This window comes from Lactobacillus johnsonii ATCC 33200, assembly GCF_000159355.1.
Classification (GTDB): domain Bacteria; phylum Bacillota; class Bacilli; order Lactobacillales; family Lactobacillaceae; genus Lactobacillus; species Lactobacillus johnsonii.
In genome coordinates this window covers 130879-153557 of record NZ_GG670121.1, presented here as the reverse complement: position 1 = coordinate 153557, position 22679 = coordinate 130879, and the positions used below count along the sequence as shown (strand labels likewise).

The following is a 22679-nucleotide window of genomic DNA, read 5'->3' as shown; positions in this document are numbered from 1 at the left end:
ACGTTTAAAAGGCTGAAATTCAGGATTTCGCTGATCTATTGTCCAGCGAGATGATAAAACAAAAACAACATTTACGTTGTTTTTGTTTTTTTGTACCCAAATTTTGGCTTTTTGCAATTTGTAACACAAATGTAATATTTAGATTCTTATATAAGAAAGGATGTTTTCTTTGTTAGGACACGCTGTGAACTACGGTAGTCACCGGACAAGACGTAGCTTCTCTCGAATTAAAGAAGTATTGAAGTTACCTAACTTGACTGATGTACAAACGCAATCTTACAAGTGGTTTCTTAATGAAGGTATTCGTGAAATGTTTGACGACATTATGCCGATTTCAGACTTTTCAGGAAAACTTTCTTTAGAGTTTGTTGATTACAAGCTCTTGAAGCCAAAATATACTCTTGAAGAAGCACGTGATCACGATGCTAATTACTCTGCTCCTCTTCATGTAACTTTGAAGTTAACCAACCATGAGACCGGAGAAATTAAGACTCAAGACGTCTTCTTTGGAGAATTCCCATTAATGACTGATTCAGGAACTTTCGTTATTAATGGTGCTGAGAGAGTTATTGTTTCTCAGCTTGTTAGATCTCCTGGTGTTTACTACCATTCAGATTTTGATAAAAATGGTCGCCAAATTTTCGGTGCTACAGTTATTCCTAACCGTGGTGCATGGCTTGAATATGAAACTGATGCTAAAGATTTAGCTTATGTTCGTATCGATCGTACTCGTAAGCTTCCTTTAACTGTTTTAATTCGTGCTTTAGGATTTGGTTCCGATAGTGAAATTGCGGATATGTTTGGTGAAAGTGACTCACTTCGTTTCACTTTAGAAAAAGATATCCACAAGAATCCTGCTGATTCTCGCGTTGCAGAAGCATTAAAGGATATTTATGAAAGACTACGTCCAGGTGAACCTAAGACAACTGATTCATCTCGTTCACTTTTATATGCTAGATTCTTTGATCCAAGAAGATATGATTTAGCTCCAGTTGGTCGTTATAAGATCAATAAGAAACTTTCTTTAAAGAATCGTTTACTAAGACAAACTTTGGCTGAAACTTTAGCTGATCCTGATACTGGTGAAATCATTGCTAAAAAGGGTGACGTTGTTACCCACGAACTTCTTGATAAATTATCACCTTACTTAGATCGTGATGACTTTAAGATGGTAACTTATGAACCTTCAAAGGAAGGTGTGTTACCTGATCCAGTAACAGTTCAAGAAATTAAGGTATATTCTAAAGTTGATCCTGAACGTGTAGTTAAGTTAATGTCTAACGGCCACATTGCAGATGATGTTAAACATTTAACTCCTGCTGATGTATTGGCATCACTTAACTACTTCTTCGACCTTCAAGATAATATTGGTACTACTGATGATATTGACCACTTAGGTAACCGTCGTATTCGTCGTGTAGGTGAATTACTTCAAAACCAATTTAGAATTGGTTTAGCAAGAATGGAACGTGTTGTACGTGAAAGAATGTCAATCCAAGACATTTCTACTGTTACACCACAACAATTAATCAATATTCGTCCTGTTGTTGCTTCAGTTAAGGAATTCTTTGGTTCATCACAATTATCACAATTTATGGATCAAAACAATCCACTTGGCGAGTTAACTCACAAGCGTCGTATGTCAGCCTTAGGACCTGGTGGTTTGTCTCGTGACCGTGCTGGATATGAAGTTCGTGACGTGCACTATACTCACTATGGTCGTTTATGTCCTATTGAAACTCCTGAAGGACCTAACATTGGTTTGATTAACTCTTTAGCAACTTACGCTATTGTTAACAAGTATGGTTTCATTGAAACACCATATCGTCGTGTTTCTTGGGATACTCACAAGGTTACTGATAAGATCGACTACTTAACTGCTGATGTAGAAGATAATTACATTATTGCCGGTGCTAACGCTCGCTTAAATGAAGATGGTTCTTTCAAAGATAAGATTGTTTTAGCCCGTCATAAGGAAGATAACCTAGAAGTTACCCCTGATAAGATTGACTACATGGACGTTATTCCTAAGCAAGTAGTTTCAGTAACTTCTGCATGTATTCCTTTCCTTGAAAACGATGACTCTAACCGTGCTTTGATGGGGGCTAACCACCAACGTCAAGCTGTTCCATTGATTAATCCACATGCACCAATTGTTGGTACTGGTATGGAATACCGTGCAGCACATGACTCTGGGGATGCATTAGTTGCTAAAGCTCCTGGTGTAGTTGAATATGTTGATGCAAACGAAATTAGAATTAGAAGAGACGATGATACTTTAGATAAGTATGTTCTTGAAAAATTCCGTCGTTCAAACGCAACTAAGAACTACAATCAAACTCCAGCTGTTAAGCAAGGTGAACGAGTAGTTGCAGATGAAGTTATTGCTGATGGTCCAGCAATGAAAAACGGCGAATTAGCTCTAGGTCAAAACCCAATCATTGCATTCTTGACTTGGAACATGTACAACTATGAAGATGCCGTTATGATTTCTGAACGTATGGTTAAAGATGATGTCTACACTTCTATCCATATTGAAGATTATGAATCAGAAGCTCGTGATACTAAGTTAGGACCTGAAGAAATCACACGTGAAATTCCAAATGTTGGTGATGATGCACTTAAAGACCTTGATGAAGAAGGTATTGTCCGCATCGGTGCTGAAGTTCAAGATGGTGACATCTTAGTTGGTAAAGTAACCCCTAAGGGTGTAACTGAATTATCAGCTGAAGAACGTTTACTTCACGCTATTTTTGGTGAAAAAGCTCGTGAAGTTCGTGATACTTCCTTGCGTGTACCTCACGGTGGTGGCGGTATTGTTCAAAACGTTCAAGTATTTACTCGTGAAGCAGGCGACGAATTGCCACCTGGTGTAAATAAGATGGTTCGTGTTTACATCGTTCAAAAACGTAAGATTCAAGTCGGTGACAAGATGTCTGGTCGTCACGGAAACAAGGGTACTATTGCCTTAGTTTGTCCTGAAGAAGATATGCCATACTTACCAGATGGTCGTCCAGTAGATATTTGTTTGAACCCAATGGGTGTGCCTTCACGTATGAACATTGGACAGGTTCTTGAATTACACTTGGGTATTGCTGCTAAGCAACTAGGTATTCACGTTGCTACTCCAGTATTTGATGGTGCTTCTGAAGATGATATGTGGAATATGGTTCGTGAAGCTGGTATTGGTAAAGATGGTAAGACTGTTCTTTATGATGGACGTACTGGTGAACCATTCCACAACCGTGTTTCAGTAGGTATTATGTACTACTTGAAGTTGACTCACATGGTTGATGATAAGATCCACGCACGTTCAATTGGGCCTTACTCACTTGTTACTCAACAACCACTTGGTGGTAAAGCACAATTTGGTGGTCAGCGTTTCGGTGAAATGGAAGTTTGGGCTCTTGAAGCTTATGGTGCTGCTTACACACTACAAGAAATCTTAACTTACAAGTCAGATGACGTTGTAGGCCGTGTTAAGGCTTATGAAGCTATTGTTAAGGGCGAAAGAATTCCAAAACCTGGTGTTCCAGAATCATTCCGCGTTCTTGTTAAAGAACTACAATCTCTTGGTTTAGATATCAAGGTGTTGGATATGGATCATAAAGAAATTGAGTTACGTGATATGGATGATGACTCTAACGATCATTTCAATATCGATACTTTATCTAAACTTGCTGAACAACAAGAAAAGAAGAAGTTAGCTGAAGAAGCTGCAAAAAAGGATGATAAGCCAGATGAACCTGTAGATGAAAGTGATTCTTCAACTTCATCTGATGATAAGGTTTCTAAGTAATATAGGAGGTTAAACTTTTGATCGACGTAAATAAGTTTGAAAGTATGCAAATCGGTTTGGCTTCTCCAAACAAGATCAGAAGTTGGTCTTATGGTGAAGTTAAAAAACCAGAAACTATCAACTATCGTACTTTGAAACCAGAAAAAGATGGTTTGTTCGATGAAAGAATCTTCGGACCAACTAAGGACTGGTCTTGTGCTTGTGGTAAGTACAAGGGTATTCGTTACCGTGGCATTGTTTGTGATAGATGTGGTGTTGAAGTTACTTCTGCTAAAGTTAGAAGAGAACGTATGGGTCACATTGAACTAGCTGCACCGGTTTCACATATCTGGTATTTCAAAGGTATCCCTTCTCGTATGGGATTAGTCTTAGATATTTCACCTCGTGCATTGGAAGAAGTAATTTATTTTGCTGCTTACATTGTTATTGATGCAGGTGATACTGATCTTGAAGATAAGCAACTTTTAACAGAAGCTGAATATCGTGAAAAGAAAGCAAAATTCGGTGACCGTTTTGAAGCTAAAATGGGTGCTGAAGCTGTAAAAGAACTTCTAGAACAAGTAGATATTGATAAAGAAGTTCATGAACTAAAAGAAGAATTAAAGACTGCTACTGGTCAAAAGAGAACTCGGGCTATCAGAAGATTAGACATCTTGGATGCCTTTAAGAATTCAGGTAACAAGCCTTCATGGATGGTTATGGATTGTATTCCTGTTATTCCACCAGACTTGAGACCAATGGTTCAACTTGATGGTGGACGTTTCGCAACTTCTGACTTGAACGATTTATACAGACGTGTAATCAACCGTAACAATCGTTTAAAGAGATTGTTAGACTTAAATGCACCAAGAATTATCGTTCAAAACGAAAAGCGTATGCTTCAAGAAGCAGTTGACGCATTAATTGACAACGGTAGACGTGGACGTCCAGTTGTCGGACCAGGTAATCGTCCTCTTAAATCTCTTTCTCACATGTTGAAAGGTAAGCAAGGACGTTTCCGTCAAAACTTACTTGGTAAACGTGTTGACTACTCAGGTCGTTCAGTTATCGATGTTTCACCTGAATTGAAGTTTTACCAATGTGGTGTGCCACGTCCAATGGCTCTAGAATTATTTAAGCCATTTGTAATGCACGAATTAGTAAAACGTGGTTTAGCATCTAACATTAAGAATGCTAAGCGTAAGATTGATCGTGAAGATGATGATATCTGGGATATCTTAGAAGATGTAATTAAAGAAAGACCAGTGCTTTTAAACCGTGCACCTACTCTTCACCGTTTAGGTATTCAAGCCTTTGAACCAGTTTTGGTACCTGGTAAATCAATTCGTCTTCACCCACTTGCCTGTGAAGCTTACAATGCCGACTTTGATGGTGACCAGATGGCCATTCACGTTCCGTTATCTGATGAAGCTGTAGCAGAATCACGTTTGCTGATGCTTGCTGCTCACCATATCTTGGCTCCTAAGGATGGTAAGCCAATCGTTACACCTTCTCAGGATATTGTTTTGGGTAACTACTGGTTAACTCAAGCAGAGCGTGGTCGTGAAGGTGAAGGAATGATCTTTGATTCACCAGCTGAAGCAGCTATTGCATATGCAAATGGTGATATTCACTATCATACTCGTATTGGTTTAGCAGCTGACTCAATGCCAGAAAAGCCATGGCCAAAGGGCTACGAACATGGAATTTTTGTAACTACTTACGGTAAGTTAGTATTCAACCAAATTTTCCCTAAAGATTTCTACTACATTAACGATCCTACTCAAGAAAATCTTACTCACCCAGTAGATGAAAGATACTTCTTACAACCTGGTGAAGATATCCATGAAAAGCTTGACAATATGAAACTTGGTCAAGCCTTTAAGAAGGGATTCTTATCAGATTCTATTGCTCAAATTTACAAGGATTACAAAGTTCAAAGAACTTCTGATTTCTTGGATGATTTGAAGGAACTAGGCTACACTGTATGTACCACTTCTGGTTTAACTATCGGTGTTGAAGATATCCCTACAATTAGTGATAAAGATGATATTGTAGCAGAAGCTCGTAAGAAAGTTGATGTTGTGTCTAAGCAATACCGTCGTGGTTTAATCACTGATGAAGAAAGACATGATCGAGTAATTAGTATTTGGAATAACTGTAAAGAAATTGTTCAAAATGAAATTGCTCAAATTCATGCACCAAGAAATCCAATTACAATCATGGCCGATTCTGGTGCTCGTGGTAACATTTCTAACTTTACTCAGCTTGCTGGTATGCGTGGTTTGATGGCCGCTCCTAACGGAGGAATGATGGAAATTCCTGTTACTTCAAACTTCCGTGAAGGTTTGTCTGTTTTGGAAATGTTCATGTCCACTCACGGTGCTCGTAAGGGTATGACGGATACCGCCTTGAAGACTGCCAACTCTGGTTACTTAACTCGTCGTTTGGTAGACGTAGCTCAAGATGTTATTATTCGTGAAGAAGATTGTGGCACTGATCGTGGTTTAACTGTTCACGCAATTACTGAAGGCGATGAAATGATTGAACCATTATTTGACCGTTTAGTTGGTCGCTACACTTCTAAGAGTGTTTACGATCCAGAAACTCATGAAGTAATTTGTCCAGCTGATGTCTTAATGGACGAAGATATGGCTCATAAGATCGTTGATGCCGGAGTTACTGAAGTAACAATTCGTTCCGTATTTACTTGCAACACTCAACATGGTGTATGTAAGAAATGTTACGGTATGAACCTTGCTACTGGTGACGACGTTGAAGTTGGTGAAGCAGTTGGTACTGTTGCCGCTCAATCAATTGGTGAACCTGGTACTCAGTTAACTATGCGTAACTTCCACAACGGTGGTGTTGCCGGTGCTGCAGATATTACTCAAGGTTTACCTCGTGTTCAAGAATTGTTTGAAGCTCGTAATCCTAAGGGTCGTGCTACAATTTCTGAAGTAACTGGTGAAGTAACTTCAATTGAAGAAGATCCAGCCGAACACACTCGTCAAATTACCGTTAAGGGACAAACTGATACTCGTACTTATGACGTACCATATACTGCTTCAGTAGCAGTTGCTGAAGGTGATCATGTTGTACGTGGAGATAAGTTGACTCTTGGTTCTATCGATCCTAAGGAATTAATTCGTGTACGTGATGCATTGACTACCGAAAAATACATTCTAAGTGAAATTCAAAAAGCTTATAGAATGCAGGGTGTAGAAATTGCCGACAAACACGTTGAAGTTATGGCACGTCAAATGCTTCAAAAGGTTCGCATTCTTGACCCAGGTGAAACTGATATCTTACCAGGTGAATTGATGGATATTGGTGAATTTAAGGCAAGAAACCGTGAAGTAATTATTTCCGGTGGTATTCCTGCTACTGCGCAAAGTGTAATTCTTGGTATTACCAAGGCCGCTCTTGAAACTAATAGTTTCTTATCTGCAGCTTCCTTCCAAGAAACTACTCGTGTTCTTACTGATGCTTCTATTCGTGGTAAGAACGATCCATTACTTGGTCTTAAGGAAAATGTTATTATTGGTAAGATTATTCCTGCAGGTACTGGTATGCCAGTTTACCGTGAAATGGAACCTAAAGTTGATGTTCCTGAAGATGAAAAGAAAAAGTCAGTTTATTCTATAGCTGATATTGAAAAGAAATTAGCTGCAGCTGATGCAGAGAAAGACAATGGTTCAGCTGACTAATCGTCCTTTCAAAACTTAAACATTTGTGTTAAAAAAGCCTATTCGTGTAGAAACGAGTAGGCTTTTTTGTGTTATTAGAGAAAATTATAAAATATAAGACTTAAAAAAATGAAAGGAACAAAGGGATAGGTGTTCCGTTTGTCACCAAGTATGTGATTAATAAGTAAAAGAATAGAAGCTAGAAGGAAAATATATTGTGCAGTATAAAAATCATAGTAAAAAATTAGAATAACAAAAATGATTGTATCACCATAGCCGAATTTATTTTTTAAATTCATTATTAAAAAAATTAAAATTATAGCAAATATTAATCCCCATTCTATTAACTCGTAGTTTAAAAAGGCACGAGTAAGAACGATGATACAAATTAAGGGGAAAAGGATAGAGATAGGAAAAGAGTGGTCAAAATAATCAAAGATACTAATTAGAAAAATAAAGGTAATGAATAAATAGGAAGATTGATCAAGATAGGGATTTAAGGGCAAAAATGCAATCCCACCGAGTAATTCACAATATAATGCTTCTATAGGAATAGTTGCATTGCAGAAAAAGCAATGTCCCTTATATCGTATAAATGAAAATATAGGAATTTGATTAAGAAGGGTAAGAGGAATTTTGCAACTATCACAGTGAGATTTCTCTGAGATAAAATTTTCCTGTCCAAAACGTTGTACGATTACTAACAAGTGGGAACCGATGATAGTTCCGAATATAAAATTAAGTCCATAAATGAATAATGTTGGCATTTTTTACCTCCAATATTTATATACGCAAAATCAAAAAAAGTTTTTTAAATTGTTTACTGAATTAAAAAATCGTGTTACACTAGCCATTGTGCTATTAAAAACATGATGTCCGTGAGGTCAGAAAAGAAACTCCCGGATGTGTGAACAATTTTAGGAGGAAATTTTAATGCCAACAATTAACCAATTGGTTAGAAAAGGCCGTCACTCAAAGACGACTAAATCTGATTCACCAGCTTTAAACTATGCTTACAACAGCATGAAGAAAAAGATGAACTACAACCCAGCACCTCAAATGCGTGGAGTTGCAACTCGTGTAGGTACTATGACACCTAAGAAGCCTAACTCAGCTTTACGTAAGTACGCTCGTGTTCGTCTTTCAAACTTAATTGAAGTTACTGCTTACATCCCTGGTATTGGTCACAACTTACAAGAACACTCCGTTGTTTTAATTCGTGGTGGTCGTGTAAAGGACCTTCCTGGTGTTCGTTACCACATCATTCGTGGTGCTTTGGATACTGCAGGTGTTGATGGTAGAAAACAAGGCCGTTCTAAGTACGGTGCTAAGAAGGGTTAAACAATTAATAGGAGGGACTACTAATGCCTAGAAAAGGTAATATTGCTAAGAGAGATGTTTTAGCAGATCCAGTTTACAACTCTAAATTGGTTACTAAGTTAATTAACCACTTAATGATTGATGGTAAGAAAGCAAAGGCATCTTCAATTCTTTACGATGCTTTTGGTATTATTCAAGATAAGACTGGTAAGGAACCAGTTGAAGTTTTTGAAGAAGCAATGAACAACGTTATGCCAGTTTTGGAAGTTAAAGCACGCCGTATCGGTGGTTCTAACTACCAAATCCCAGTTGAAGTTCGTCCAGAAAGAAGAACTACTCTTGGCTTAAGATGGCTTGTTTCATACGCACGCTTACGTAATGAACATACTATGGATGAACGTCTTGCAAATGAAATTATGGATGCTGCTAACAACACTGGTTCAGCAGTTAAGAAACGTGAAGACGTCCACAGAATGGCAGAAGCAAACCGTGCATTTGCTCACTACCGCTTCTAATCGTTAGTTTGTAAAAGGAGATTAATCTTATGGCTAACAAACGTGAATTCCCTTTGGATAAGACACGTAACATTGGTATCATGGCCCACATTGATGCCGGTAAAACTACTACTACTGAACGTATTTTGTACTATACTGGTAAGATCCACAAAATTGGTGAAACTCACGAAGGTGACTCACAAATGGACTGGATGGAAGAAGAAAAGGAACGTGGTATCACTATTACTTCCGCAGCTACTACTGCTCAATGGAAGGATTACAGAATTAACATTATCGATACCCCAGGACACGTTGACTTTACTATCGAAGTAGAACGTTCACTTCGTGTTCTTGATGGTGCTGTAACTGTTCTTGATGCTCAAGCTGGTGTTGAACCACAAACTGAAAATGTTTGGCGTCAAGCTGAAACTTACGGTGTTCCTCGTATTGTTTTTGTTAACAAGATGGACAAGATCGGTGCTGACTTCGATAAGTCTGTTAAATCATTACATGAACGTTTAAATGCAAACGCACAAGCTGTTCAAATGCCTATTGGTTCAGCAGACACTTTTGAAGGTGTTATTGACTTAATCGACATGGTTGCTGATGTTTATGATGAAGATAAACTTGGTTCAAAATGGGATACTATTCCAGTTCCTGATGAATACAAGGAAGAAGCTTTAAAGCGTCGTAACGAATTAATTGAAGCTGTTGCTGATGTTGATGATGGTATCATGGACAAGTACCTAGGCGGTGAAGAAATTTCTAACGATGAATTAAAGGCAGCTATCCGTAAAGCTACTTTAAACTTAGAATTCTTCCCAGTTTACGCAGGTTCAGCATTCAAGAACAAGGGTGTTCAAATGATGCTTGATGGTGTTGTTGATTACTTACCATCACCACTTGACGTAAAACCTTACGTTGCTCATGATCCTAAGACTGGTGACGAAGTTGAACTTATGGCTGACGATAAGAAACCATTTGCAGCTTTAGCATTTAAGATTGCAACTGATCCATTTGTTGGTCGTTTAACTTTCATCCGTGTTTACACTGGTTCACTTCAATCAGGTTCTTACGTATTAAATGCATCAAAGAACTCTCGTGAACGTGTTGGTCGTTTGCTTCAAATGCACGCTAACTCAAGAACTGAAATTCCAGAAGTATTCTCAGGTGATATCGCTGGTGCTATTGGTTTGAAGAACACTACTACTGGTGATTCCTTAACTGATCCAGCTCACCCACTTATCTTGGAAAGTTTACAAGTTCCAGATCCAGTTATCCAAGTATCTGTTGAACCTAAGTCAAAAGCTGACCGTGATAAGATGGATGTTGCTTTACAAAAGCTTACTGAAGAAGACCCAACTTTCCGTGCTGAAACTAACCCAGAAACTGGTCAAACTTTGATTTCTGGTATGGGTGAATTACACTTAGACATCATGGTTGAGCGTATGAAACGTGAATTTAACGTTGAAGCAACTATTGGTGAACCACAAGTTGCTTACCGTGAAACCTTCACTAAGGAAGCTAAAGCACAAGGTAAGTTTGTTCGTCAATCTGGTGGTAAAGGTCAATATGGTGATGTTTGGATCGAATTTACTCCAAATGAAGAAGGAAAGGGTTACGAATTCGAAGACGCTATCGTTGGTGGTGTAGTTCCTCGTGAATTTATTCCTTCAGTTGACCAAGGTTTACAAGAAGCTATGAAGAATGGTGTTCTTGCTGGCTACCCATTAATTGATGTTAAGGCTAAGTTATATGATGGTAGTTACCACGAAGTCGACTCATCAGAAGCTGCCTTCAAGGTTGCGGCATCTCTTGCTTTGAGAAATGCTGCTTCTAAGGCTGGTGCCGTTATTCTTGAACCTATCATGAAAGTTCAAGTAACTACTCCAGAAGAATACCTAGGTGATGTAATGGGTTCAATCACTGCACGCCGTGGTTCTATGGAAGGTATGGAAGATAGAGCTGGTGCTAAAGTAATCAACTCATTTGTTCCACTTTCAGAAATGTTTGGTTACGCAACTACTTTGCGTTCATCAACTCAAGGTCGTGGTACATTTACTATGGTATTTGACCACTACTCACCAACTCCTAAGTCTATTCAAGCTGATATCATCAAAAAACGTGGTGGCGAAGACGCTGAATAATTTTAATTAGATAGTTAAAGAAAAGAGATATCGAAAGATATCTTTTTTTTTGTACAAAAAAAATAAAATAAAATGCTGAGAAAACTTGCTATTTAAGGAAAGACACAGTACAATAGTAAACGTGCGAAAATATTGGAGGGGTATACCCCGTGCACAAAAGCAATGCTTTGACGCAAAAGGTTGCGGCACACCAGGCTGCATTGCCACAGAGGTGAGTCGGTAATTTTTGCCGAGCTAGTCATCTTTTAAAGAAGACGAAGGAGGTTATTAGATGGCAAGTCAACAAATTCGTATTAGATTAAAGTCATACGAACATGGTATTCTCGATGAATCAGCTGCTAAGATTGTAGCTACTGCTGAAAGAACAGGCGCACAAATTTCTGGTCCTGTTCCACTACCTACGGAAAGAACTTTATTCACTGTTTTACGTTCACCACATATGAACAAGGATTCACGTGAACAATTTGAAATCCGTACACACAAGCGTTTAATTGATATTTTGAATCCAACACCTAAGACTGTTGATTCATTAATGAAGCTTGATTTACCAAGCGGCGTTGATATCGAGATTAAATTATAATTTAAAACATATATGGAGGTGTAATCATGACCAAAGGAATCTTAGGAAGAAAGGTCGGTATGACTCAAATCTTCACTAAAAACGGTGTTTTGGTTCCTGTAACTGTTATCGAAGCAACCCCTAACGTTGTTTTACAAGTTAAAACTAACGAATCAGACGGTTACGAAGCAGTTCAAGTAGGTTACCAAGATATGCGTGAAGTATTGAGCAACAAGCCTGCCAAAGGTCATGCTGCAAAAGCAAAGACTTCACCTAAGCGCTTCATTCGGGAAATCCGCGATGTCGAGCTTAAGGACTACGAAGTCGGCTCAGAAATCACGGTGGACTCATTTAGTGAAGGTGACGTAGTTGACGTTACTGGAACTACAAGAGGTCATGGTACTCAAGGTAACATCAAGCGTTGGGGCCAATCAAGAGGTCCAGAAACCCACGGTTCAAGATACCACAGAATCCCAGGCTCAATGGGTTCAATCATTAACCGTGTACCTAAGGGTAAAAAGTTACCTGGTCACATGGGTGGCAAGAAAGTTACCGTACAAAACTTAGTAATTGAAAAAGTTGTACCTGAAAAGAACGTACTTTTAATTAAGGGTAATGTCCCAGGTGCAAAGAACTCATTAATTTTTGTAAAATCTGCTGCTAAAGCTGCTAAATAGGAAGGAGGACTATAATGGCTAATTTAGAAATTATCGATCAAAAAGGTAAGTCTGCAGGTAATGTAGATTTAAATGAAGAAATCTTCGGTATTGAACCTAATGAAAGTGTTGTTTTTGATGCTATCATTAGACAAAGAGCTGGTAAGCGTCAAGGTACTTCTGCTGTAAAGAACAGATCAGCTGTTCGTGGCGGTGGTAAGAAACCTTGGAGACAAAAAGGTACTGGTCGTGCTCGTCAAGGTTCTATTAGAGCTCCACAATGGCGTGGTGGTGGTACTGTATTTGGCCCAACTCCTCGTTCATACAAGATGGATATGCCTCGTAAAGCACGTCGTTTAGCTATGAAGTCAGTTCTTTCCCAAAAAGTTGCTGACAATGATCTAATCATTCTTGATCAATTAACTTTAGAAGCACCTAAGACTAAAGAATTAAAAGCTATCTTAGATAATGCTAATGTTTCTGGTAAGGTTTTAGTTGTGTCTGATGATAAGAATGTTCAATTATCAGGTAAGAACCTTCCAAAAGTGAAAGTTGTACCTGTTAATGGCTTAAATGTTGTTGATGCGGTTGACTACCAAAAACTTGTATTAACTCAAGACGCTATTAAGAGAATTGAGGAGGTTTTGGCATAATGGATGCACGTGATATCATCTTACGGCCTGTAGTTACCGAAAAATCCATGAACTTAATGGATGATAAAAAGTATACTTTTGATGTGCTTGTATCAGCTACCAAGACTCAAGTTCGTAATGCAATCGAAGAAATTTTTGATGTAAAAGTTAAAAATGTTAACATTATGAACGTTCGCGGTAAAGAAAAGAGAGTTGGTCGTTACACTGGTAAGACTGCTCGCCGTAGAAAAGCAATCGTTACTTTAACTGAAGATTCTAATGACATTAAGATCTTCAATGATAATAAAGAAAATTAGTAAATAGGAGGTCAGTCAATTGGCAATTATCAAATATAAGCCAACTACAAACGGCAGACGTAATATGACTTCTTCCGACTTTGCTGAAATTACCAAGAAAAAGCCTGAAAAGACTTTACTTGAATCTCAAAGTCATACTGCTGGTCGTAACTCATACGGTCATATTACTGTTAGACACCGTGGTGGTGGTCACAAACAAAAATACCGTATCATTGACTTCAAGCGTAACAAGGATGATGTAAAAGCAGTTGTTAAGGCTATCGAATACGATCCAAACAGAACTGCTAATATTGCTCTTCTTCACTACACTGATGGTATTAAAGCTTACATTTTAGCACCTAAGGGTCTAAAAGTTGGTGCTGTTGTTGAATCTGGTCCAGATGCTGATATTAAGCCAGGTAATGCATTACCATTATCTGCTATTCCAGCTGGTACTGAAATTCACAATATTGAATTAAAGCCTGGTAAAGGTGGACAATTAGTAAGAAGTGCTGGTACTGTTGCACAAGTTCTTGGTAATGATGGTAAGTACACTTTAGTTAGACTTCAAAGTGGTGAAGTTCGTAAGATTTTATCAACTTGCCGTGCTACTATCGGTTCTGTTGGTAATGAACAACACTCATTAATTCAATTAGGTAAAGCTGGTCGTAGTCGTTGGTTGGGTAAACGTCCACAATCTCGTGGTTCCGTAATGAACCCTAACGATCACCCACATGGTGGTGGTGAAGGTAAGGCTCCAGTTGGTCGTCCACAACCTATGACTCCATGGGGTAAGAAGTCTCGTGGTATTAAGACTAGAAACTCTAAGGCTAGAAGTGAAAAACTTATTATTCGTCACCGTAAAGGTAACAAATAATTAAACGAAGGAGGTTAATTAATGAGCCGTAGTATTAAAAAAGGTCCTTTTGCTGATGCAAGCCTTTTAAAGAAGATCGAAGCCCAAGAAGGTTCCGAAAAGAAACAAGTAATTAAAACATGGTCTCGTCGTTCAACTATTTTCCCTTCCTTTGTTGGTTTCACAATAGCTGTTTACGATGGAAGAAAACATGTGCCAGTATACATTACTGAAGATATGGTTGGTCATAAGTTAGGTGAATTCGTACCTACTAGAACTTTCCGCGGCCACAAGGTCGCTGATAAGGCCACTACTACAGTAGGTAAATAATAGGAAGGAGAGACATCTAAATGGCAGAACAAATTAGTTCAGCTAAAGCTGAAGCAAGAACAGTTCGCATCGCTCCTAGAAAAGCCCGTTTGGTAGTAGACCTTATTCGTGGAAAGAGTGTTGCTGAAGCTCTCGCAATCTTACAATTTACGCCAAGAGCTGCTTCCCCAATCGTTGAAAAAGTATTGAAGTCAGCTATTGCAAATGCTGAACACAACTACGATCTTGAAAGTGCAAACCTTTACGTATCAGAAGCATACGTTAACGAAGGTGCAACTTTAAAGAGATTCCGTCCACGTGCTAAGGGTATGGCTTCTCCAATTAATAAGAGAACTAGCCACGTAGTAGTTGTAGTATCTGAGAAGAACGATTAAGGGAGGTAAATTTAATGGGTCAAAAGATTAACCCAAATGGTTTCCGTCTCGGTGTTAACCGTGGTTGGGAAGCAAAGTGGTATGCAGACAAAAACTACGCTGACACTTTAAATGAAGATTTACGTATTAGAAAGTTCATCTCTGAAAAGTTAGCTGATGCATCTGTTTCCACTGTGGAAATTGAACGTGCTGCAAACAGAATTAACATTTCTATCCACACTGCTAAGCCTGGTATGGTTATTGGTAAAGGTGGTAAGGAAGTTGAAGCTTTAAGAAAACAACTTAGTGCTTTAACTAACAAGAACGTTCACATTAATATTGTTGAAATTAAGAAACCTGATTTAGATGCTAAATTAGTAGGCGAAGGCATTGCTCGCCAACTTGAAGCAAGAATTGCATTTAGACGTGCAACTCGTCAAGCAACTCAAAGATCTATGCGTTCTGGTGCTAAAGGTATCAAGGTTCAAACTGCTGGTCGTTTGAATGGTGCTGATATGGCAAGAAGAGAATGGCATACTGAAGGTAGTGTTCCACTTCATACTTTAAGAGCAGATATTGATTATGCTTGGGTAGAAGCTGCAACTACTTATGGTCAAATTGGTGTTAAGGTTTGGATTAACCGTGGCGAAATTTTACCACAACGTAAGAACAAACCTTCTAAGAAAGCGAAGGGAGGAAACTAATAGTGTTAGTACCTAAGCGTGTAAAGCACCGTCGTGAATTCCGCGGTAAAATGCGTGGTGAAGCCAAAGGTGGAAAGACCATTGCATTTGGTGAATATGGTTTAGAAGCTGTTGAATCTCACTGGATTACTAATAGACAAATCGAAGCTGCTCGTATTGCTATGACTCGTTTCATGAAGCGTGGCGGTAAAGTTTGGATTAGAATCTTCCCACAAAAATCCTACACTGCAAAAGGTGTTGGTGTTCGTATGGGTTCCGGTAAAGGTGCACCAGCTGGTTGGGTAGCTGTTGTTAAAAGAGGCAAGATTATGTTTGAAATCGGTGGCGTTTCAGAAGACGTTGCTCGTGAAGCTTTAAGACTTGCTTCAAACAAGCTTCCAATTAAGACTAAGTTTGTTAAGAAGAGTTCGGAAGTAGGTGGCGAATCTAATGAAGGCTAAAGATATCAGAGCATTAACCACTGATCAAATGTTAGAAAAGGAAAAGCAATATAAAGAAGAACTTTTTAATTTGCGTTTCCAACAAGCAACGGGTCAATTAGAGAACACCGCTCGCTTGAGACAAGTCCGCAAGAACATTGCTAGAATTAAGACAATTCTTAGCGAAAAAGAATTGAGCAAGAATTAGTTAACGGAAGGGAGTTATTAACTTGAGCGAAACTAACGAAAGAAATAATCGTCACGTATACCAAGGTCGAGTTGTTTCTGACAAGATGGATAAGACTATTACAGTTGTTGTAGATACCTACAAGAACCACCCTGTTTATAAGAAGCGTATCAAGTACTCAAAGAAGTATTACGCTCACGATGAAAACAACGAAGCTAAGATTGGCGATACTGTTCGTATCATGGAAACCCGTCCATTATCACATGCGAAGCGTTACCGTCTAACTAAGATTGTTAAGAAGTCAATTTAATTACGCGGATTTTATTGAGGGGAGGATAAACTAGTGATCCAACACGAAAGCCGTTTAAAGGTTGCTGACAACTCCGGTGCAAGAGAACTCCTAGTTATCAAGATTTTAGGTGGTTCTAAGCGTAAGACCGGTAATATTGGTGATATCGTAGTTGCTGCTGTTAAACAAGCAACACCAGGTGGCGTTGTCAAAAAAGGTGATGTTGTAAAAGCAGTTATTGTTAGAACAAAATCAGGTGCACGCCGTGAAGATGGTTCATACATCAAGTTCGACGAAAATGCAGCAGTTGTAATTAATGCTGATAAGAGTCCTCGTGGAACTCGTATTTTTGGGCCTGTAGCCCGTGAACTGCGTGAGCACGATTTCATGAAGATCGTATCTCTTGCTCCTGAAGTCTTATAATTTTTTAGGGAGGTGCACTGATGTTTGTTAAAACAGGTGACAAAGTAAAAGTTATTGCCGGTAAAGATAAAGGCAAAGAAGGCACTGTACTTTCAGTCAACGCCAAGACTAACCGTATCGTTGTCAAAGGTGTTAATAAGATCAAAAAGCATGAGAAACCTTCACAAACCAACGCTAATGGTGGTGTGGTAGAAAAAGAAGGTTCTATCCATGCATCTAATGTAAAAGTTATTGCTAAAAAAGAAGATAACAACAAATAGGAGGGAGGACGCACATGGCAAACAGTTTAGTAGAAAAATACTCAAATGAAATCGCACCAGCTATGAACAAAAAGTTTAATTACGATTCAGTTATGGAAATTCCTAAGATTGATAAGATCGTTTTAAACATGGGTGTCGGTGATGCAGTTTCTAATGCAAAGAATCTTGATGAAGCTGTAGAAGAATTGACTTTAATCTCAGGTCAAAAGCCTTTGATTACTAAAGCTAAGAAATCAATCGCAAACTTCCGTTTACGTGAAGGTATGTCTATTGGTGCTAAGGTAACTCTTAGAGGCGATAGAATGTACGATTTCTTGTACAAATTAATCAACGTTTCTCTTCCTCGAGTTCGTGATTTCCGTGGAATTAGTTCTAGATCATTTGATGGTCGTGGTAACTACACTTTAGGTATCAAAGAACAATTAATTTTCCCAGAAATTGATTACGACAAGGTAAACCGTGTTAGAGGTTTGGACGTTGTTATTGTAACTACTGCCAAGACAGATGAAGAAGCTCGTGAGCTTCTTACTGAGTTTGGTATGCCTTTTGCTAAATAATTTGGAGGACATTAATGGCTAAAACATCACAAATCGTCAGAAATCATCGTCCTGCTAAGTTTTCATCTCGTGAATACACTCGTTGCGAGAGATGTGGCCGTCCACACTCTGTTTACCGCAAGTTCAAATTATGCCGTATTTGCTTAAAAGACTTAGCACACAAGGGTCAAATTCCTGGTGTTAAAAAGGCAAGTTGGTAATTAACGGTAAAGGAGGCAAATTAAATGGTCATGACAGATCCTATTGCAGATTACTTGACTAGAATTAGAAATGCCAACATGGCAAAACATACTTCTGTTGAGATTCCTGCATCATCAATGAAGAAATCACTTAGTGAAATCTTAAAGAACGAAGGCTTTATTCGCGATTACCAAGTTGAAGATGATAACAAACAAGGTATGATCAAGATTTTCTTGAAGTACGGTCCTAATAACGAACGCGTTATTTCAGGTTTAAAGCGTATTTCTAAGCCTGGTTTAAGAAACTATGTAAGTGCTGAAAACTTACCAAAAGTTCTTAATGGTCTTGGTATTGCTATCATTTCTACTTCTGCAGGTGTGATTACTGATAAAGAAGCTAGAGAAAAGAACGTCGGCGGCGAAGTTATTGCTTACGTTTGGTAATTTTGACAGAAAGGAGAACTATTAATGAGCCGAATTGGTTTAAAGGTCATCGAGGTTCCTGAAAAGGTCACAGTTACCAAGAATGGTGACGACATCACTGTTAAGGGACCAAAAGGTGAATTAACTAGATACTTTGATCCACGCATTACCTTTGAACAAAAAGATGGAGAAATTCATTTTAGTCGTTCAAGTGAAGCTGACAAAGCTCTTCACGGTACTGAAAGAGCAAACCTTGCTTCCATGATTGAAGGTGTAAGTGATGGATATGTTAAGAAGTTAACTTTAGTTGGTGTTGGATACCGTGCAGTTGCACAAGGTAAGAAATTAACTTTAAATGTTGGTTACTCTCACCCAGTTGAATTTGAAGCACCAGAAGGTATTACTGTTAAAACTCCATCAGCAACTTCAATTGAAATCGAAGGTATTTCAAAACAAGTTGTTGGTCAATTTGCGGCAGAAATTCGTGACGTTCGTCCACCAGAACCTTACAAGGGTAAAGGTATTCGTTATGAAGACGAATATGTACGTCGCAAGGAAGGTAAGACTGGTAAATAATAAATAGAAAATTTTTGAGGTGAAATTGTGATTTCTAAACCAGATAAAAACAAATTACGCTTAAAGCGTCATAAACGTATTCGTGGAAAGATTTCTGGTACTGCTGAGCGCCCACGCTTAAGTGTTTTCCGTTCAAACAAAAACATCTACGCTCAATTAATTGATGATGTAGAGGGTGTAACGCTTGCAAGTGCCTCAACAAATGATAAAAATATTTCAGCAGAAGGTTCTAAGATGGAACAAGCTGCTGAAGTAGGTAAAGCTTTAGCTGAAACTGCTGCTAAGAAGAACATCAAGAGTGTTGTATTTGACAGAAGTGGTTACTTATACCATGGTCGTATTCAGGCTCTTGCTGATGCAGCACGTGAAAACGGATTAGAATTCTAGGAAAGGAGAATTAACTAATGGCAAACCGCAACGATTCTCGTAGAGATTCTCGTAAAGATCGTAAAAAAGACGATATTGAAGATCAATTAGTAGCAATTAACCGGATCACCAAGGTTGTTAAGGGTGGTCGTCGCATGAGATTTGCTGCTGTTGTAATCGTCGGCGATAGAAAAGGTCATGTAGGTTTTGGTACTGGTAAGGCTCAAGAAGTCCCAGAAGCTATCCGCAAGGCTGTTGAAGCTGGTAAAAAGAGAATGATTAAGGTACCTACTGTTGGTACTACTATTCCACATGAAGTTATGGGCCATTACGGTTCTGGTAACATTATGTTGAAGCCTGCTGAAGCTGGTTCTGGTGTTGCTGCTGGTGGTGCTGTTCGTATTATCATGGATTTAGCTGGTATTTCAGATGTTACTTCTAAATCACTTGGTTCAAATACACCAATCAATGTTATCCGTGCTACTATGGACGGTTTGAGTAAATTAAAGACTCGTGAAGATGTTTTGAAGCTTCGTGAGTCAGCAAAAAGCTTAGAAGATTAAGGAGATTAAATAATGGATTTAAAAGTTACCTTAATTAAAAGCGTCGCACACCGTCTTCCAAAACAAAGAAAAATTGTTAAAGCTCTTGGTCTTGGTAAGGTAAATAGCACTGTTGTTCTTCCAGACAACGCTGCAACTCGTGGCGCTTTATTGAAGATTGCTCACCTGATCTCAGTTGAAGAGGTTAATAAGTAATTAGAATCCAAGGAGGTGCCAATTAATGAAGCTTAATGAATTAAAACCAAATGAAGGTTCACGTCGCAACAGAAAACGTGTTGGTCGTGGTACTTCTAGTGGTTACGGTAAAACTGCTGGTCGTGGACAAAAGGGTCAATTAGCTCGTACTGGTGGTAAGACTCGTTTAGGTTTCGAAGGTGGTCAAATGCCATTATTCAGAAGAATGCCTAAGCGTGGTTTCAAGAACGTTAACCGCAAAGAATACGCTATTATTAATTTAAATGATTTAAACAGATTTGATGATGGTAGTGAAGTAACTATCGATACATTAAAATCATCAGGTTTAGTTAAAAAAGAACTTGCAGGAGTTAAGTTGTTAGCTAACGGTGAATTAAAGGTTAAGTTAACTGTAAAAGTTAACAAAGCCTCAGAAGCTGCTAAAAAAGCTGTTGAAGCCGCTGGCGGAACTGTTGAGGTGATCTAATGTTCTCGACCTTGAAGAACGCCTTTAAGGATAAAGATATTAGATCAAAAATCTTCTTTACTCTCTTTATCCTATTGCTTTATCGAATCGGAGCTAATATTACGGTTCCGGGTGTTAATGCAAAAGCTATTACACGGGTTGCACAAACTGGTTTAGTCCCAATGTTGGATACAGTCAGCGGTGGTGGATTAGATACTTATTCAATCTTCTCATTAGGGGTTTCACCTTATATCACTGCTCAAATTGTTATTCAATTACTCCAAATGGATATTGTTCCTAAGTTAGTTGAGTGGGGGAAACAAGGAGAAGTCGGAAGACGAAAAACAAATCAGGTAACGCGCTATCTTACTTTAGTCGTTGCTTTTGTTCAAAGTCTAGGAATTACTCTTGGTTTTAACGTTTTAACTGAAATGGGTTTGGTTAAAACGCAAACTCCCCAAACCTATATTGAGATTGCCATTATTATGACTGCTGGGACAATGCTTTTGACCTGGCTAGGTGATGAAATTACTGATAAGGGGCTGGGAAATGGTGTATCTGTTATTATTTTTGCAGGTATCATTGCTCGCCTTCCAAATGGAATTTATCAACTATATAAAGATTTCATCATTAATAATAGTGCTAGCGATCGTTGGCAAGGGATTTTGTTCTTCATCGCGATCATTATTGCCATTTTACTAGTAACTCAATTTGTTACATGGTTTCAACAAGCTGATTTACGAGTACCTATTCAATATACTCGTAGAGCAGCAACAAGTGGCTCCGAAAGTTTCCTACCATTAAAGGTTAACGTGTCTGGAGTTATTCCAGTTATTTTTGCCAGTTCCTTTATTATTACACCAGCTACAATTTTGATGGCTTTCCAAAGATCCCATGGAAATGAACAATGGTTTAAGATTTGTAATCAAATATTTAGTTTACAAACTACCCCTGGTGCATTGATTTATACACTATTGATTATTTTGTTCACTTTCTTCTATGCCTTTGTTCAAGTAAATCCAGAAAAGTTGGCTGAGAACTTGCAAAAGCAAGGAGCCTATATTCCTAGCGTTTGGCCAGGAAAAGATACACAAAAATATGTATCTAAAATTTTGATTAGATTATCTACAGTAGGTGCGGTATTTTTAGGTCTAGTTGCCTTGTTACCACAACTTGCTACAAATATTTTTGGTTTACCAAGTTCAATTGGTCTTGGTGGAACAAGTCTTTTAATCGTTATTGGTGTTGTTTTAGAATTAGCTCGTCAAGTTGATGGGTTACTAATGAAACGCGAATACGTTGGATTTATTAGATAGTAAGGATAAAAATGATTAATTTAATTCTTTTAGGTTTGCCTGGTGCAGGCAAAGGAACAGCTTCTGAAAGCATTGTGGATAAGTATCACTTAGCACATATCTCTACCGGTGATATGTTTAGAGAAGCTATGGCTAATGAAACTCCTGTTGGTTTGGAAGCTAAAAGTTATATTGATAAAGGAAATTTGGTCCCAGATGAAGTTACAGCTAAGTTAGTTGAAGAACGACTTAAGCAACCCGACACTAAGAACGGATTCATCTTGGATGGATTTCCAAGAACCACTGTTCAAGCAGAACTTCTTGAAGATATAACTAAACGGTTGGAAAAACCGTTAACTAATGTAATTGCAATTGATGTTGATGAAGATGTTTTGATCAAACGTTTATCAGCACGTTACATCTGTAAAAAATGTGGTGCAACTTACAATAAGATTTCAAATCCAACTAAAGTAGAAGGTACTTGTGATCGTTGCGGAGGACATGAATTTTTCCAACGTGAGGATGACAAGCCAGAAGTTGTTAAAAATCGCTTAGAAGTTAACAAGAAAATGAATACTCCTCTTCGTGATTTTTATGAAGAAAAAGGAATTCTTTCAACTGTTAACGGTGAACAAACTCCGGAAAAAGTATTTGAAGACATTGACAAAATTTTAAGTAAAGACTAGTC

General features: G+C 38.3%; 29 protein-coding genes. 28 read left to right on the top strand and 1 reads right to left on the bottom strand.

All coding sequences use genetic code 11. The annotated features are described in order from the left end of the window. Nucleotides 1-160 precede the first annotated feature (160 nt). Together rpoB and rpoC are read left to right on the top strand one after the other, a co-directional pair. Complete coding sequence (gene rpoB, locus HMPREF0528_RS05880; protein WP_004895892.1) at nt 161-3799, top strand: DNA-directed RNA polymerase subunit beta; 3639 nt, start codon at nt 161-163, stop codon at nt 3797-3799. A gap of 17 nt (nt 3800-3816) precedes the next feature. Then, a complete protein-coding gene (rpoC, locus tag HMPREF0528_RS05875; protein ID WP_004895890.1) occupies nt 3817-7488 on the top strand; it encodes a DNA-directed RNA polymerase subunit beta' in 3672 nt (1223 codons plus the stop codon). A 74-nt stretch (nt 7489-7562) separates the two neighbouring features. Here the strand turns inward: rpoC and HMPREF0528_RS05870 are convergent, their stop codons facing one another. Next, nucleotides 7563-8234, bottom strand: a complete 672-nt coding sequence (locus tag HMPREF0528_RS05870; RefSeq protein WP_004895887.1) for a prepilin peptidase — start codon at nt 8232-8234, stop codon at nt 7563-7565. A gap of 166 nt (nt 8235-8400) precedes the next feature. On the opposite strand from HMPREF0528_RS05870, the gene rpsL reads away from it, so the two are divergent. The 26 genes from rpsL (at nt 8401) to HMPREF0528_RS05740 (ending at nt 22677) form a co-directional block, all read left to right on the top strand. Beyond that, a complete protein-coding gene (gene rpsL, locus HMPREF0528_RS05865; protein ID WP_003647838.1) occupies nt 8401-8808 on the top strand; it encodes a 30S ribosomal protein S12 in 408 nt (135 codons plus the stop codon). Nucleotides 8809-8831: 23 nt separating this feature from the next. After that, nucleotides 8832-9302, top strand: a complete 471-nt coding sequence (gene rpsG / locus HMPREF0528_RS05860; protein WP_004895884.1) for a 30S ribosomal protein S7 — start codon at nt 8832-8834, stop codon at nt 9300-9302. Between the two features lie 29 nt (nt 9303-9331). Next, nucleotides 9332-11428 carry an elongation factor G gene (fusA, locus tag HMPREF0528_RS05855; RefSeq protein WP_004895883.1) on the top strand — a complete coding sequence of 699 codons (2097 nt, stop codon included), beginning with the start codon at nt 9332-9334 and terminating at the stop codon, nt 11426-11428. Nucleotides 11429-11699: 271 nt separating this feature from the next. Then, nucleotides 11700-12008, top strand: a complete 309-nt coding sequence (gene rpsJ, locus HMPREF0528_RS05850; protein WP_004895879.1) for a 30S ribosomal protein S10 — start codon at nt 11700-11702, stop codon at nt 12006-12008. 26 nt (nt 12009-12034) lie between these two features. Next, nucleotides 12035-12664, top strand: coding sequence for a 50S ribosomal protein L3 (gene rplC / locus HMPREF0528_RS05845; protein WP_004895877.1), 630 nt, complete (start codon nt 12035-12037; stop codon nt 12662-12664). A gap of 14 nt (nt 12665-12678) precedes the next feature. Continuing rightward, a complete protein-coding gene (gene rplD / locus HMPREF0528_RS05840) occupies nt 12679-13296 on the top strand; it encodes a 50S ribosomal protein L4 (protein ID WP_004895875.1) in 618 nt (205 codons plus the stop codon). Beyond that, nucleotides 13296-13592, top strand: coding sequence for a 50S ribosomal protein L23 (gene rplW / locus HMPREF0528_RS05835; RefSeq protein WP_004895873.1), 297 nt, complete (start codon nt 13296-13298; stop codon nt 13590-13592). Before rplD ends, rplW begins: the two co-directional genes overlap by 1 nt. Before the next feature lie 19 nt (nt 13593-13611). After that, nucleotides 13612-14448 carry a 50S ribosomal protein L2 gene (rplB, locus tag HMPREF0528_RS05830; protein WP_004895870.1) on the top strand — a complete coding sequence of 279 codons (837 nt, stop codon included), beginning with the start codon at nt 13612-13614 and terminating at the stop codon, nt 14446-14448. Nucleotides 14449-14469: 21 nt separating this feature from the next. Then, entirely contained in the window at nt 14470-14757 is a 288-nt protein-coding gene (gene rpsS, locus HMPREF0528_RS05825; RefSeq protein ID WP_003647831.1) for a 30S ribosomal protein S19, read from the top strand. A 20-nt stretch (nt 14758-14777) separates the two neighbouring features. Beyond that, entirely contained in the window at nt 14778-15131 is a 354-nt protein-coding gene (gene rplV, locus HMPREF0528_RS05820; RefSeq protein ID WP_003649465.1) for a 50S ribosomal protein L22, read from the top strand. A 14-nt stretch (nt 15132-15145) separates the two neighbouring features. Then, nucleotides 15146-15814: a 30S ribosomal protein S3 gene (gene rpsC, locus HMPREF0528_RS05815; RefSeq protein WP_004895867.1), complete on the top strand. Its 669-nt coding sequence runs from the start codon at nt 15146-15148 to the stop codon at nt 15812-15814. Between the two features lie 2 nt (nt 15815-15816). Further along, nucleotides 15817-16254, top strand: a complete 438-nt coding sequence (rplP, locus tag HMPREF0528_RS05810) for a 50S ribosomal protein L16 (RefSeq protein ID WP_004895865.1) — start codon at nt 15817-15819, stop codon at nt 16252-16254. Then, nucleotides 16244-16441: a 50S ribosomal protein L29 gene (gene rpmC, locus HMPREF0528_RS05805; RefSeq protein ID WP_003647828.1), complete on the top strand. Its 198-nt coding sequence runs from the start codon at nt 16244-16246 to the stop codon at nt 16439-16441. Before rplP ends, rpmC begins: the two co-directional genes overlap by 11 nt. 22 nt (nt 16442-16463) lie before the next feature. Further along, nucleotides 16464-16730, top strand: a complete 267-nt coding sequence (rpsQ, locus tag HMPREF0528_RS05800; RefSeq protein ID WP_003647827.1) for a 30S ribosomal protein S17 — start codon at nt 16464-16466, stop codon at nt 16728-16730. Nucleotides 16731-16763: 33 nt separating this feature from the next. Next, nucleotides 16764-17132 (top strand): 50S ribosomal protein L14, encoded by a 369-nt coding sequence (gene rplN / locus HMPREF0528_RS05795; RefSeq protein ID WP_003647826.1) that lies wholly within the window; start codon nt 16764-16766, stop codon nt 17130-17132. Nucleotides 17133-17152: 20 nt separating this feature from the next. Next, complete coding sequence (gene rplX, locus HMPREF0528_RS05790; protein ID WP_004895861.1) at nt 17153-17392, top strand: 50S ribosomal protein L24; 240 nt, start codon at nt 17153-17155, stop codon at nt 17390-17392. A 14-nt stretch (nt 17393-17406) separates the two neighbouring features. After that, entirely contained in the window at nt 17407-17949 is a 543-nt protein-coding gene (gene rplE, locus HMPREF0528_RS05785) for a 50S ribosomal protein L5 (protein ID WP_004895859.1), read from the top strand. Nucleotides 17950-17963: 14 nt separating this feature from the next. After that, a complete protein-coding gene (locus HMPREF0528_RS05780; protein WP_003647824.1) occupies nt 17964-18149 on the top strand; it encodes a type Z 30S ribosomal protein S14 in 186 nt (61 codons plus the stop codon). A gap of 24 nt (nt 18150-18173) precedes the next feature. Beyond that, a complete protein-coding gene (gene rpsH, locus HMPREF0528_RS05775; protein WP_004895856.1) occupies nt 18174-18572 on the top strand; it encodes a 30S ribosomal protein S8 in 399 nt (132 codons plus the stop codon). A 24-nt stretch (nt 18573-18596) separates the two neighbouring features. Further along, nucleotides 18597-19127, top strand: a complete 531-nt coding sequence (rplF, locus tag HMPREF0528_RS05770; RefSeq protein ID WP_004895854.1) for a 50S ribosomal protein L6 — start codon at nt 18597-18599, stop codon at nt 19125-19127. A 27-nt stretch (nt 19128-19154) separates the two neighbouring features. Continuing rightward, complete coding sequence (rplR, locus tag HMPREF0528_RS05765) at nt 19155-19514, top strand: 50S ribosomal protein L18 (RefSeq protein ID WP_004895852.1); 360 nt, start codon at nt 19155-19157, stop codon at nt 19512-19514. Between the two features lie 17 nt (nt 19515-19531). Continuing rightward, nucleotides 19532-20056, top strand: a complete 525-nt coding sequence (gene rpsE / locus HMPREF0528_RS05760) for a 30S ribosomal protein S5 (protein WP_003647820.1) — start codon at nt 19532-19534, stop codon at nt 20054-20056. Nucleotides 20057-20065: 9 nt separating this feature from the next. Beyond that, nucleotides 20066-20251, top strand: a complete 186-nt coding sequence (gene rpmD, locus HMPREF0528_RS05755) for a 50S ribosomal protein L30 (protein WP_024273012.1) — start codon at nt 20066-20068, stop codon at nt 20249-20251. 25 nt (nt 20252-20276) lie between these two features. Further along, nucleotides 20277-20717, top strand: a complete 441-nt coding sequence (gene rplO, locus HMPREF0528_RS05750; RefSeq protein WP_003649460.1) for a 50S ribosomal protein L15 — start codon at nt 20277-20279, stop codon at nt 20715-20717. After that, nucleotides 20717-22012 (top strand): preprotein translocase subunit SecY, encoded by a 1296-nt coding sequence (gene secY / locus HMPREF0528_RS05745; protein WP_004895849.1) that lies wholly within the window; start codon nt 20717-20719, stop codon nt 22010-22012. The genes rplO and secY overlap by 1 nt, the downstream gene beginning before the upstream one ends. A gap of 11 nt (nt 22013-22023) precedes the next feature. Continuing rightward, nucleotides 22024-22677 carry an adenylate kinase gene (locus tag HMPREF0528_RS05740; RefSeq protein WP_004895847.1) on the top strand — a complete coding sequence of 218 codons (654 nt, stop codon included), beginning with the start codon at nt 22024-22026 and terminating at the stop codon, nt 22675-22677. Nucleotides 22678-22679: the final 2 nt, after the last annotated feature.

What these genes read in the sequence shown, in the direction of transcription:
- rplO (WP_003649460.1), top strand. Translation starts at nt 20,277, where the DNA reads ATGAAGCTTAATGAATTAAAACCAAATGAAGGTTCACGTCGCAACAGA.
- rplC (WP_004895877.1), top strand. Translation starts at nt 12,035, where the DNA reads ATGACCAAAGGAATCTTAGGAAGAAAGGTCGGTATGACTCAAATCTTC.
- rplV (WP_003649465.1), top strand. Translation starts at nt 14,778, where the DNA reads ATGGCAGAACAAATTAGTTCAGCTAAAGCTGAAGCAAGAACAGTTCGC.
- rpsL (WP_003647838.1), top strand. Translation starts at nt 8,401, where the DNA reads ATGCCAACAATTAACCAATTGGTTAGAAAAGGCCGTCACTCAAAGACG.
- rpmC (WP_003647828.1), top strand. Translation starts at nt 16,244, where the DNA reads ATGAAGGCTAAAGATATCAGAGCATTAACCACTGATCAAATGTTAGAA.
- rpoB (WP_004895892.1), top strand. Translation starts at nt 161, where the DNA reads ATGTTTTCTTTGTTAGGACACGCTGTGAACTACGGTAGTCACCGGACA.
- HMPREF0528_RS05780 (WP_003647824.1), top strand. Translation starts at nt 17,964, where the DNA reads ATGGCTAAAACATCACAAATCGTCAGAAATCATCGTCCTGCTAAGTTT.
- rplW (WP_004895873.1), top strand. Translation starts at nt 13,296, where the DNA reads ATGGATGCACGTGATATCATCTTACGGCCTGTAGTTACCGAAAAATCC.
- rpsH (WP_004895856.1), top strand. Translation starts at nt 18,174, where the DNA reads ATGGTCATGACAGATCCTATTGCAGATTACTTGACTAGAATTAGAAAT.
- rpsG (WP_004895884.1), top strand. Translation starts at nt 8,832, where the DNA reads ATGCCTAGAAAAGGTAATATTGCTAAGAGAGATGTTTTAGCAGATCCA.
- rpsS (WP_003647831.1), top strand. Translation starts at nt 14,470, where the DNA reads ATGAGCCGTAGTATTAAAAAAGGTCCTTTTGCTGATGCAAGCCTTTTA.
- rplX (WP_004895861.1), top strand. Translation starts at nt 17,153, where the DNA reads ATGTTTGTTAAAACAGGTGACAAAGTAAAAGTTATTGCCGGTAAAGAT.
- rpsJ (WP_004895879.1), top strand. Translation starts at nt 11,700, where the DNA reads ATGGCAAGTCAACAAATTCGTATTAGATTAAAGTCATACGAACATGGT.
- rplF (WP_004895854.1), top strand. Translation starts at nt 18,597, where the DNA reads ATGAGCCGAATTGGTTTAAAGGTCATCGAGGTTCCTGAAAAGGTCACA.
- rpsC (WP_004895867.1), top strand. Translation starts at nt 15,146, where the DNA reads ATGGGTCAAAAGATTAACCCAAATGGTTTCCGTCTCGGTGTTAACCGT.
- HMPREF0528_RS05740 (WP_004895847.1), top strand. Translation starts at nt 22,024, where the DNA reads ATGATTAATTTAATTCTTTTAGGTTTGCCTGGTGCAGGCAAAGGAACA.
- secY (WP_004895849.1), top strand. Translation starts at nt 20,717, where the DNA reads ATGTTCTCGACCTTGAAGAACGCCTTTAAGGATAAAGATATTAGATCA.
- rpsE (WP_003647820.1), top strand. Translation starts at nt 19,532, where the DNA reads ATGGCAAACCGCAACGATTCTCGTAGAGATTCTCGTAAAGATCGTAAA.
- fusA (WP_004895883.1), top strand. Translation starts at nt 9,332, where the DNA reads ATGGCTAACAAACGTGAATTCCCTTTGGATAAGACACGTAACATTGGT.
- rplD (WP_004895875.1), top strand. Translation starts at nt 12,679, where the DNA reads ATGGCTAATTTAGAAATTATCGATCAAAAAGGTAAGTCTGCAGGTAAT.
- HMPREF0528_RS05870 (WP_004895887.1), bottom strand. Translation starts at nt 8,234, where the DNA reads ATGCCAACATTATTCATTTATGGACTTAATTTTATATTCGGAACTATC.
- rplE (WP_004895859.1), top strand. Translation starts at nt 17,407, where the DNA reads ATGGCAAACAGTTTAGTAGAAAAATACTCAAATGAAATCGCACCAGCT.